General features: G+C 46.8%; 11 protein-coding genes. 5 read left to right on the top strand and 6 right to left on the bottom strand.

All coding sequences use genetic code 11. The annotated features are described in order from the left end of the window. The first annotated feature begins 102 nt into the window (after window positions 1-102). Complete coding sequence (locus EKG39_RS10230; RefSeq protein ID WP_126505644.1) at window positions 103-1038, top strand: substrate-binding periplasmic protein; 936 nt, start codon at window positions 103-105, stop codon at window positions 1036-1038. Between the two features lie 110 nt (window positions 1039-1148). Here EKG39_RS10230 and EKG39_RS10225 read toward each other — a convergent pair whose 3' ends face one another. The 4 genes from EKG39_RS10225 to EKG39_RS10210 form a co-directional block, all read right to left on the bottom strand. Beyond that, window positions 1149-2510 (bottom strand): DUF3300 domain-containing protein, encoded by a 1362-nt coding sequence (locus EKG39_RS10225; RefSeq protein ID WP_126505643.1) that lies wholly within the window; start codon window positions 2508-2510, stop codon window positions 1149-1151. A gap of 202 nt (window positions 2511-2712) precedes the next feature. Then, window positions 2713-4071, bottom strand: coding sequence for an ATP-binding protein (locus tag EKG39_RS10220; RefSeq protein ID WP_126505642.1), 1359 nt, complete (start codon window positions 4069-4071; stop codon window positions 2713-2715). Window positions 4072-4114: 43 nt separating this feature from the next. Further along, the gene (locus tag EKG39_RS10215; RefSeq protein WP_126505641.1) at window positions 4115-4810 is read right to left on the bottom strand and encodes a response regulator transcription factor; all 696 of its coding nucleotides are present in this window, start codon (window positions 4808-4810) and stop codon (window positions 4115-4117) included. A 45-nt stretch (window positions 4811-4855) separates the two neighbouring features. Beyond that, the gene (locus EKG39_RS10210; RefSeq protein ID WP_126505640.1) at window positions 4856-5182 is read right to left on the bottom strand and encodes a PepSY domain-containing protein; all 327 of its coding nucleotides are present in this window, start codon (window positions 5180-5182) and stop codon (window positions 4856-4858) included. A 307-nt stretch (window positions 5183-5489) separates the two neighbouring features. On the opposite strand from EKG39_RS10210, the gene EKG39_RS10205 reads away from it, so the two are divergent. The 3 genes from EKG39_RS10205 to EKG39_RS10195 all read left to right on the top strand — a co-directional run bounded on the left by EKG39_RS10205 (window position 5490) and on the right by EKG39_RS10195 (window position 9712). Continuing rightward, window positions 5490-6419, top strand: a complete 930-nt coding sequence (locus EKG39_RS10205) for a choice-of-anchor H family protein (protein WP_126505639.1) — start codon at window positions 5490-5492, stop codon at window positions 6417-6419. Between the two features lie 101 nt (window positions 6420-6520). After that, a complete protein-coding gene (locus tag EKG39_RS10200; RefSeq protein ID WP_246028467.1) occupies window positions 6521-7057 on the top strand; it encodes a hypothetical protein in 537 nt (178 codons plus the stop codon). A gap of 219 nt (window positions 7058-7276) precedes the next feature. Continuing rightward, the gene (locus tag EKG39_RS10195) at window positions 7277-9712 is read left to right on the top strand and encodes a TonB-dependent receptor (protein ID WP_126505637.1); all 2436 of its coding nucleotides are present in this window, start codon (window positions 7277-7279) and stop codon (window positions 9710-9712) included. A gap of 144 nt (window positions 9713-9856) precedes the next feature. Here the strand turns inward: EKG39_RS10195 and EKG39_RS10190 are convergent, their stop codons facing one another. Continuing rightward, the gene (locus EKG39_RS10190; protein ID WP_126505636.1) at window positions 9857-10291 is read right to left on the bottom strand and encodes a carboxymuconolactone decarboxylase family protein; all 435 of its coding nucleotides are present in this window, start codon (window positions 10289-10291) and stop codon (window positions 9857-9859) included. 146 nt (window positions 10292-10437) lie between these two features. Between EKG39_RS10190 and EKG39_RS10185 the strand changes: the two genes are divergently transcribed. Further along, window positions 10438-11346, top strand: a complete 909-nt coding sequence (locus tag EKG39_RS10185; RefSeq protein ID WP_126505635.1) for a LysR family transcriptional regulator — start codon at window positions 10438-10440, stop codon at window positions 11344-11346. 13 nt (window positions 11347-11359) lie between these two features. On the opposite strand, the gene EKG39_RS10180 is transcribed toward EKG39_RS10185, so the two are convergent. Continuing rightward, the gene (locus EKG39_RS10180) at window positions 11360-11611 is read right to left on the bottom strand and encodes a hypothetical protein (RefSeq protein ID WP_126505634.1); all 252 of its coding nucleotides are present in this window, start codon (window positions 11609-11611) and stop codon (window positions 11360-11362) included. Between the last annotated feature and the right edge of the window lie 18 nt (window positions 11612-11629).

Here is an 11629-nt window from a genome sequence, read left to right as displayed (position 1 = left end):
CTTCCGGTTTCGATGGGCAATGACTTGCTTGGATGGACAAAGGGGAATTCATCAACTAAAAGATCTTTAGGTGTATAGCAAGATAAACCGATGGAGAGCATCTTGAGTCATTGCATTTATTCACCGAGTACTCATTTCTGGTATAGCCTTGTCATTCGTTGGTTAGGCCGTAGTCTTTGCCTTTTAGGGTTAGTGCTGACTATGGCGGGAATTTCAGGGGGAGTTATTGGAACATCTATGGCTGCAGAGACACCAGACAGGCCATTTCGAATCTGTTTTGAGATGCAAGATAATATGCCTTTTATCCAGGGTGTACCCGAGGATGGCATGGTGCTACTCGGTGAACATGGTGTCCTACCGGATCTGTTAATTCTTGCGGCGGAGCAGCGTGGTATAGAGTTAAACTTCTCCTTTATGCCTTGGAAGCGTTGCATTCAGCAGCTGGGTCAAGGCAAAGTCGATGGGATCATTGCCGCTATCTGGTCTTCAGAGCGTGACTCTTGGGGCGTATTCCCTAAAGCTGGGGAAGTGGCAGATAATGAGATGGCGATCTGGTTTGTCGATTACCTTATCTATACTAAATCAGGTTCTGAGCTCAACTGGGACGGCAGTCATTTCTCGGGTGTTCGCCACGGTATCGCGGCACCGTTAGGTTACATTGCCTATAAAAAATTGAGTGAACTAGGAGTGCTGTACAATCAAAACCTCTCCCTTACCGATGGCTTCGCCTTATTGGCCTTGGGGCGGTTAGATGGTTATGTGGTAGAGGAGACTATTGGCCGCCGAGTGGTTATGGATCTGCAACTCTCCGATAAGCTGGTATCGATAGCCCCTCCCTTTATGCGTGTACATTGGTTTATGCCCGTCTCTCATCAATGGTATAAGGCGCACCCTGAGTTCTCACTTCAGTTCTGGCTTACCCTGTCGGAGATCCGAAAAACTCAGGGGGAGGCCTTGTTGCAACATTATCTTGAGCAGTACTCTGACCTCAACTCCCGGCTTAAATCTGGATCTGCTCCGAACTTAAGCGATAGATGAAGTTATGAAGCGAAAACCAAAGAAAATACCGCTAAGTAGCGGTATTTCTTGGTTAATTACATTGGGTTTGTTACGTGGGGGCCATGGTGTTTAGCACCCGAGCAGATTCATTAATCGCGTATCTTGGTCCGGGCTCCGCTTTGTTGATGCCCCCCGTTCTTATGGCTTCTATTAGCAGAGGAGTGACTCGGTCTGCTGGAGTTATGACTTTTTACAGGTTGATGACTCTGCTTTGGTTGTATAGAGCGTTGGGGCTGATGGCTTTTCACTGGTTGATGACTCTTCACTGGCTTATGGCTATTCGCTCGCTGATGGTTCTGCATTGGCTGTGTAGAGCGTTGGGGCTGATGGCTCTTCACTGGCTTATGGCTATTTGCCCGCTTATGGCTCTTCATCTGTTTGTGGCTGGGAGTCTGGTGCAATTTACTGGTAAATTGCTGTTCACGACTCTTACCTATTTGATGGTTTAGCTTATGGCTTCTATTTAGCTCGCGGCTGTTGGCTTTACCCTTATGGAGTCGGCTGTTGCTTACGTTTGCGTGATTTAACTGATGACGCTCGGCTTTTCTCACCTGCTTGGTATGCGCCATGCTTGGACGGTGGCTATTATATCTTTGCTTCACATGGTTACTGCGATACGCGACACCCCGTCTATGTTGTGGCTTATGCTGCCAGCGCTGAGCTCCGTGGCTGGTGACGATTCTGCCTCTGTGACGATAGTGGTGTGAATTATGATGGTGCGTCACCACAACATGATGCTTGTTCCAATGGAATGCACTGAAATGGTAGTTAAAGGTGATATGTATGCCTGTGTTCCAGTAGAAATGACCGTAGGGGCGGCGCACATAGTAAGGGTATGGTGCCCAATATACCGGAGGGTAACGGTACCAGCGCCAGTGACCATAGACGACTCTAGGATCGTAGTAGGGCACGTAGATCACTTCTGGTTGTGCGGGCTCAATGACAATCTGATTATTAACCCGTGTCACCGATACATTGTCCATCTGGGACAAACTATCGGCCTCATCGGCTTGCTGTCTCAATGATTGAATACTGGCTAGTAATCGGGCCTCATCCTGAAGAAATGCATCACCCAGATTTTGAGTCCAGGTTAAGTCGTTACTGAGTTTCTCAAGCACGTTGGGAAAGGCGAGCAGGGCGACGACACTGGGATCCCACTCTTTGCCTGCTGCCTTCTCCATTAATTGCTCGGCTGGCAGAAGTGTATTTTTACTCTGCAACCGACTGGCTTCCACTACTTCCAGAGGATAGGTTGCCGCAATGAGTATGTGAGTGAGCAGACTGTCCGGATACAGGGCGATAGGGGCAAGCATCTGCTCGAGTTCAGCTTCGCTGAATATCGACTGTGCGTTGTCATTGGTTATTTCTCGGGCACTGACATCTTGCATCAGCGCTACCGGAGTGAAAACTATCAATAAGGATAGGTAACACCATTGGATGAATGTTTTCATGTTGCCTCCAAACTCTTATATTTGACTTTAAAGCCATAATAAAGAGTCGAAGATGAACACAAGCTGAAAGGTAGAATTCTATTTGTAGGGGGGCTTTCTATGACCAATTCCCGGCTAAAGATTTCCCCTGTAGGAGCGGCTTTAGCCGCGAAGCTTTCTCTAACAAGATTCCCGGCTAAAGCCAGTCTTACGCTAAATGAAGTTAGCTTTTCCCTTGGCTGAAGCTTATCTCAAATTTAGCGCCGCCGAGATTTTCTGAAGTGGTCACTGAAAGCGTGCCGTTGTAGCTGTCGATAAGATCGCGCACGATGGCCAAGCCAATGCCATGCCCCTGCATGTAAGAGTCGGCGCGGATGCCTCTCTCAAATATCTGGCTCTGTTGCTCGGGGCTAACCCCTTGGCCGTCATCCTCTATCGCTATGTTCAACTGAGAGTCATTCGAGCTGACACTCAATAACACCTTTGATTTCGCTGCCTTGCAGGCATTATCGAGCAGGTTACCCAGTATCTCTGTCAGATCTGACTCATCGCCCTTAAAGATGGCCTCACTATCGACAGATTCGGTGATATCGATTTCGGGGGGCCGGTATATTTTCCTCAGGGTTCTGACAAGCTTTTCACTGACGGAACTGACCTTGATGCCTAAATGCCACGAAGAACCCGCCGCACTTTGAGCGCGTTTGAGTTGATGACCGATGATTTTATTGATCACGGTTATCTGCTCAAAAGAACTCTGGCTGAGATCTTTCTGACTCTGAATTACGGCTAAAGGGGTTTTCAGACTGTGGGCCAGATCGGACAGGGCATTTCGATATCTTTTGCGTTGGCTCTGCTCGGTATTGAGTAAGGTATTGAGCTGGCGCGCGACAGCTTGCAACTCTGTAGGATAGTCTGCCTTGAGCTGCATGGCACGGCCCTGTTCGACATCACTGAGCTCCTGCTTAAACTTCGCCAGGGGCTTTAAGGTCCAGAGCAGCCAAGCAAGCTGCACGCCAGCCAAGAGTACCATTAAGATCAGCAACCAGGTCCAGAGCTGTCGGGTAAACTTATCTATCTGCAGCTGAAAGTTGGCCTGATCTTTTATTATATGAATAGTGATGGGGAATTGCTGATTTTGTCTTTGTTCGAAACTCGCGCTGAAGCTATAGATAAGATGGGGCTTACCCTCCAGCAGTATTTCGCCGAACTCACTCTGACCCGTTGCCGGGTGTGGTAAGTTTTGAGGTGTTTGAGACGCAAGAAAGGAGTTTGATTGCCACAGCAGATGTTTAGCCGATATTCCCGGCGGTTTCCCCTGTGTCGATATCAGAGCATATAAGCCGGATTGAATGACATTAAATTGATTTTCAACCAAGAGTTCAGGCATGAGTAAACGGTTATTGTCGACTTCTGTGACCGCTAAAACGGAGTAGAGGTAAGCGCTGAGCTCATTTTTAGCGGCGCTTTTCACTTGTTGTCTGAAGGCGTCGTTAAGGGTGAAACCAATCAGGGGCAGCAGGACCAATATCAGTAACAGGGCACTGACAATCAATCTGGCCTTGAGTGAGTTTAACAGGCTCATATTGGATTTAGCTCCTGTCACCGGTTGAGTCCCTGAGGGTGAATTACTCATCGTTTGTTTGAGTTTTTTGCATCTTAGTTAATCGATATCCTTGTCCCCGCAAGGTTTCGATGAGGCCAAATGCGTTATCCACATCCAGCTTTTTTCTCAGTCTTCTGATAAAGACTTCGATAACGTTAGAGTCCAGGTCGAAGTCTTGATCGTATATATGCTCCGTGAGTACGGTTTTAGAGATGACTTGGCCCGGGTGCAGCATAAAATATTCAAATAGCTTATATTCTGTTCCGCTTAGAGTGATCATCACATCGCCTTTCTTGACCTCTAAGCTGCTGGTATTGATGCTGAAGGGGCCGTTCGTAACCACAGGGCTGGCTTTACCTGCCGAGCGGCGGATAAGTGCCTTGAGTCTGGCAACTAACTCCTCGGGATGAAAGGGTTTAGTGAGGTAATCATCGGCGCCGGCGTCGAGTCCTTCAACCTTATCTTGCCAGCTGTCACGGGCCGTTAAGATCAAAATCGGGAAATCTATCTCCTGCTCCCTCAGAGTTTTGATTAATGCGATGCCATCGAGCTTGGGTAAACCAACATCAATAATGGCTGCATCGTAACGGTATTCGGTGCCCTGAAACAGGCCAATTTCACCATCATCGGCCACATCTATATTGTAATTTGCATCGACTAAGTGCTGTTTTAAATTGGTTTGCAACTCAATATCATCTTCTACCAGAAGTACTCTCATGGTTTTTAATCCTTAGTCATAAAGTGCTTTCTTCTCAAGGGGAAGCTAATTTCTACGAATGCTGCCGGTTTGGGCATCGACGGAGACATAAAACACCACTCCCTCGTTCGATATCAACTTAACTCTGTAACCCGGATGACCATTGACTCGGCTCGATTGTGCCTTGAGCACTTTTCCCTGATATTGACGTTTAACTAACTGAATTGCCTGTTCACGATTTCTGACCTTGAGCTGTTGGGGGGCTTTTTTCGATGTCTGAGCGGCGATGCTCATCGAACTGGCGCCAACCCCGGGTAGTTGGGCACTCGATGCCTGTCCGAAAAACGGAATAAGAATGCAAGTTGTGAGTACCAACATGGAACCAAATTTCATTAAATGCCCCGCTCTGTGCCAGGATAGCTGTTATAGGCTAGTGTAAAAGATCCCGTCATATTAAGAAACTATCAATGGCCTTATCCTGAATGCCTGTTCTCTCTTTCCTTTGGCTTCTAGCTGTATATATCAATAACCGATCCCAGATGAACGTTAGCTGAATTTGCCTGGTGGTGTTTGAAGGGGGGGCTTTAACGCAGAAGGGGGGAGTTTGGTTAATTGTTCAATTTTTGACGTTCAGCTTGTGTTCACCTTAACCCGTCTCTAATGGCCTCAAGAATCGAAATAAATTGATGAGGCTTTCAATATGAATACTAACTCGAATATGAGCCAAATGAAGCAAAGCAGTATGTTCATTGCCACAATGTTGAGTGCTCTGGCGCTGAATTTTTTTGCATCGACCACCGCCAGTGCAGATACATTGAATAAAGCTGATGTGCTCGAAGGCACAGGTTTGAGTCAGCAAACTTTCTCCGTGGGACGGAAGTTTGCTGAACCATCGACACAAGCTGAAGGTCTGAACCTTGATGGCACTAATGACAGTGCCCAAACGGATAATGAGCTGTTGCAAATGCTCACTCAGAAAAAACAGCAACTGCTGATAAGCGGTGAAGATGTTAAAGCTGGTGGGGTGAGAACCAGAGAAGAGGTGATATTAGCCCATAAAAATGGTCAAACGTCTTCAAAGTATGCCAAACAAAAAATGGCTGGGGAAGCCGCTCAATTCGCTAACCCTATTTTCCATGAGTTTTCTATCTATGAGGCCAGCAGTCGACTGTTTACAGACAATGATCTTGACGGTTACTACCAAACGTTCAGCGTGACCTTCGATGCCGATCTAATCGGGTTTGGTAGTTATGAACGCGCCGATGTCTATGCAGAACTCTATTTGAGTCGGGATGGAGGCCCTTGGGTACACTACTATTCCACCGATATATTCACTATTATCGGTGACTCCAGCGACGATGACTTCGAGGTGTTAACCACGCTGCATACCGGCTACCCGGCAGACTATTACGATGTGCTGATCGACCTTTACGAGGTGGGGTTCGATGATATTGTTGCGACTATCAGCTCGGATGACACAGATAATCTCTATGCTTTGCCGCTGGAGAGCAGTGACCGAGATGAAGTCTATATCGGTGATAGCAGCAGTGAGGGACATGGTGGCGGATCACTCTCCCTGCTTGGCTTATTCATTCTTGGATGTGTCTCGCTCAAGCGTCGTTTTTTCTAAATCGAGCTTATTCGGGGTTTCCGCTTTATTCGTTATGAGCTTGGTATTACAATGCCAGGCTCATCTGTTTAATGCCGATAGAACAACTAAGCCGCTATTTTATGTCTATTACTCAAATCCAAGACACTCAAATCCAAGACACTCAAATCCAAGACTCTCATTCGCAAGACATTCAATCAATAGACTTGCGCTCTCCGGAGTGTGGGGCAACTCATGGGCGGGTTCAACTTACTGGTTGTAGCCAGGATATTGCACTGTGGATATGGGAAAACCTGGTGCCCTCATCGGGACGCGCCGACACCCTTCAGGGAGAGGTGATCCGTGCTATCGAATTGCTGGCCTGGGAAGCGCAGAATAATGGTAATCTCAATTGGGATAAGGAGTTCGACAGATTGGTCGACTTCCTGAGAGAGGTCTTTACTTCCAGTGGTTCGGTGATTGCCGCGACAATGAATGAAGAGGACAAGCTATCGGCGGCAGAGGATCTACACAGACTCAGTAATTTTCTTCTGCCTACCGAGTTAGATAGCCGGGTTTATATTGAAGAGCTGCCCTATGTAAAGGAAGATCTCTACGATAGGTTAACCGAACACTTAATCGGTTACTGCCGACAATCACCGGAAGTTATCTATCTTTAGCTTATAAAATAACCGTATAAAGCTAGCCTCGTTATAGCCGATTAAGTCAGTTGATTAACACTTGAACAGTCAATTTGTCTTTACATTGTAAAAGTTACCGCTGGATCCCGCTAAAACCGGCATACGACGCACACGTTTGTATCATAGCCTGAAACAGGTGTTGTAATCTAAATGCAAATCGTTATCATTCGCTCAATTATTTGAGGGGGATGATAACAGATGAATCAATTTCGTTTTTCACTACTTGCAGTTGCCTGTGCTTCAACATTTTTACCTATGACGCTTCATGCGGCGCAGGCAGAAGGGCTGGAAAACACGGACGTAGAACGTATCACTGTCTATGGAAGACAAAATCAGGTAGTTATGAATTCAGGGCTAGCCACAAAGTCAGATATGTCTTTGATGGAAACGCCAGCGGCGGTCGTTATCGTCGATGAAGAGCTGATAAACGCTCAGGGCGTCAACAGCCTGCAGGATTTAGTGCGTAACATCAGTGGCGTGACTCAGGCGGGTAATAACTATGGTATCGGAGATAATCTGGTTATCCGTGGCTTGGGCGCAAATTATACCTATGATGGCATGTATGGCGGTGCGGGTTTGGGTAACACCTTTAACCCAACGCGGTCACTGACCAATGTCGAGTCGGTCGAGGTGCTAAAGGGACCTGCAACCGGGCTTTATGGCATGGGCAGCGCCGGTGGCGTGATCAACCTGATTGAGAAGAAGCCGCAGTTTGAGTCTAAAAACGAATTTGGTGTTGAGGTCGGTCAGTGGGACACCTATTCGTTAAGCCTGGACAGCACAGGTGGTTTAAGCGATAAGCTGGCTTATCGGGTCGTGGCTAAAACGGCACGCAGCGACGGTTATCGTGAAATCGGCACCGACAGGGATGAAGTGTACAGTTCACTTAAATATGTGTTTGACGATTCTCAGGACCTGATGCTATCGGCCTCCTACATCAAAGATTCAATTGCCGTCGACTCTATCGGTCATCCAATCCGTATCTATAATGCCGACTCTGTCGGCGGTAAAACCGCTGGTGAGGCAAGCTGGGAAGACTTGATTAATGACCCTGAGGGTAAAGGGATCCAGCTGACTGATGAGCAGCGTCAGCAGTTGGCCGATTCATTAGCCAGCAGTGATGGCATGACGCCTTATGAGTTTGGTCATGCGGGCCTGATCTCACCTATGGCGAAAGATAACGAAGGCGAAGAGTTAAGGTTTAAGCTGACTCATAACATCTTCTTCAACGACAATCTGTTCCTGAATCAGCAGCTGCAGTACCGTGATTACACTTCAGGCTTCTCTCGCCAGACGGGCGCCTATAACTATGTCTACTGGAACCGTCGCGGCACTATTAATGCCGATCCTCGCGCACCTCTGGTCGAAGATGATGTCCTCTATCCGTTTGCCGCGCGTCGTCAGGAATACCGTCAGGTGTCCGCCGATGAGACATCATGGCAGTATTTTGCCGATCTCAGGTATGATTTCGAGTTTGCGGGTATCGATAACGAGCTGTTAGTGAATGCTAACTTCGAAGACAGAAATATTCGCTTCAAGCAGTACTCTATCTATGATGCCGACAAGGTTATTAAGAATAAGGCCGGTGAGGTGATCTATCAGGGAGCGCTGCCTTATATTTATGATATTCGCAAGCCAAATTGGGCTGAAGGGAGTTTTGAGGATCACGATCCTCTGATGACCAGCAACTATAACAAGAAGGTCAATGCATGGGGTGTCGGCTTGCAGCATGTCGGCTATTTCGATTATGGATTTACCACTCGTATCGGCGTAGCCTTTAACGAGATCAAGCAGAGCTATGAGCACTTAGGTGTCGATGAACGCTATCGTGCCAGCGCCGCAGAGCCTACACCGGAAGCCGATACCAGTGACAACGGCGTAACCTATAACTTAGGTGTGACCTACATGCCGACGGACGATCTTTCCTTCTTCGTTAACCACTCTAAAGGGCGCACGGCTTATGGCGTCTTAGATAGCGTCGCGGGGAATGGTAAAGACAGAAAAGACTCTGAGTCAGTGAGTGACGACCTGGGGATGCGCGTTAAAGCGTTTGACGATCAGATGTTGACCTCTCTGGTATTCTTCAAGAGCTCACGCACTAACCTGAGGTACAATAATCAGGATTTTGAAGCGGGTGTTAGTGGGCCTCAGGTTCAGGAATTTTTCTATGATGGCAGCGAAGAGACCACAGGTGTAGAGCTGGATATGAATGCTCACCTCAATGATCAATGGGCCATCAACGTAAACGGTGTTTATCAGGATGCGCGGGATAAGAAAGACCCTACACGAAGCAGCTATGACACCCGCCAGAAAGGGGTACCTTACGTCACAGCCAGTGCCTGGGTCACCTATGGGGCGCAGTGGTTCTCACTGAGCAGTCCGCTTGATATCAGTCTGGGCGCAAAATATGTCGATGAGCGTAGCACTAACTCCAGTTCATTCGGTATCCCAACCGGGTATGTACCGAGTTATACCGTGGTGGACACTGCAGTCAGTTACCAGGCCGACAGTTGGAAGTTACAGCTAAACGTGAATAACCTGTTTAACGAGACCTACTACAGTAAGGCGATGTTCTTAGGTGGTATGCCGGGTGAGGAACGTAATGCTAAGGTGACATTTAGTTATCAGTTGTAGGCTCAGACGTAAGTTATAAGCTGTCAGCTACGAGCTACGAGCTACGAGCTACGAGCTAATGCTATAAGTTTGATATCAGGCCTCTATTTTTAGAGGCCTGATGTTTATTCACTCATTCATTTAGTCGCGTACTTTAGTCGTGACTCAGTGTTTCATCTGTGTTGCCAAGGCAAAACGATTCCAGGCGTTGATCATAATTATTTGCATCATGGCCTCTGCGAGCTGCTCTTCTCCTAACTTCTCCACTGATGCCTGATAATTCGCATCGGAGACCCCTGAGTCGGCAATTAATGTCATCTCATCTGTTAATGCCAAGACCGCCCGCTCTTTGTCATCGAATAACGGCGATTCTTTCCAGGCCGATATCGCAAACAGTTTATTTTGGGATATTCCTGCTTTTAAGGCGACTTCTGTATGCATCTCAATGCAGTAGGCGCACTGATTGATAATAGAAGCGCGTATCTTGATCAGTTCTTTTAAATGAATTGATAGTGTGGTTTCTGCCAGGTAGTTTTCAACCGACATCATGGCGGTTAATGCGGCGGGTTGTGTTTGGGCGATATCAATACGTTGTGTCATCTTGCGTCCTTTATTGAAGTTTAAGACTGCTTTATTGCGATGAGATAATTGTGCATAATTCTAATTATTAATTGAATACGCGTATAAACTGAAATAGCTTTGCGTAATTTGCAAAGGTGGTTCGAGTACTACTGAGGAATTCAAAGATGTTAGAACTGATTAAGGTATTTCATCAGGTTGTCGAATCCGGCAGCTTTTCTCAGGCTGGTCATGCTTTGCATATGGCACCATCTTCCATTGCGCGTAATATCGACAGCCTGGAGGCTCAGCTTAAAACGACGCTATTTAAGCGGAGTACTCGACAACTTATTCTGACTGAAGAGGGAAGCTATTTTTACACCCAATCAGGACAATTAGTGGATCAAGCTGATAGTTTACTGATAGAGATGCGAGGTTCGAGAGATGTACCTCAGGGAATATTAAAAATATCAGTGTTTGAGAGTTTTGGTAACTTATGCCTGGCACCGATAATTCCTGAGTTTCTGCAGATGTACCCGGATGTTCAAGTTGAGCTCGATCTAGACAATAAACTGGTGGATCTACATAGCGATAATGTCGATCTCGCTATTCGAATCGGTGTGCCAAAAGATAGCGGTTTGAAGGCGCGAAAATTAATGGAAAATCGAACCTTATTGACCGCGACGCCAAACTATTTAAACCAGCATCGCACTATCGTACATCCCGGCGATCTACATGGACATAATTGCTTATTGATCAGTCAAGAACGGCAGAGAAATCATTGGCACTTTAGCCAAGGGAAAAACAAGCAAAAAGTAGCGGTTAAAGGCAATTTCATTTCAAAAGGTGGCTCTCCTTTACTCACCGCAGCACTTAAAGATTGTGGGGTACTCTTGTTATCCGAATGGATGGTAAAACCATATTTAGAGAGCAAAGAGTTAATTAACATATTACCGGATTGGACTGCTAGCCATTGGGAAGAGGGAAGTGGTGAAATTTTTGCCATTTATAAAGCTGCTCAATATCCAAAGCCTCATATACGCGCTTTTCTCGATTTCCTAATCGAACGATTAAGCCTGTTATCGATAGAGAAATAATTAAGCACTGAGCTTATTTAAACGTAACCTTGCCGCCTACCATCTTAAATGCCGGAGTGCCCCTGACTAAAGTATCTCGGGCAAATAGCTGACCGCATCCGGGGCAGGTGCAGGGAACTTTAGTATAGTCTTCTACAATGCGCTCCTTAAAGCATTTCACTAAGGCGCCTTTGCCTCCTTTGCGGTATTTAAACAGTTGGGCTTTACACTTAGTGCAGAAGATGTCGACGGTGCGGGAGGGACCTTTCTTATTGGGTTTTGCCATCAGCTCTCTCAGTATTCT

This window comes from Shewanella atlantica (assembly GCF_003966265.1).
Classification (GTDB): domain Bacteria; phylum Pseudomonadota; class Gammaproteobacteria; order Enterobacterales; family Shewanellaceae; genus Shewanella; species Shewanella atlantica.
The sequence above is the reverse complement of the archived record's forward strand: the minus strand, read 5'-3'. Positions and strand labels throughout refer to the sequence as shown.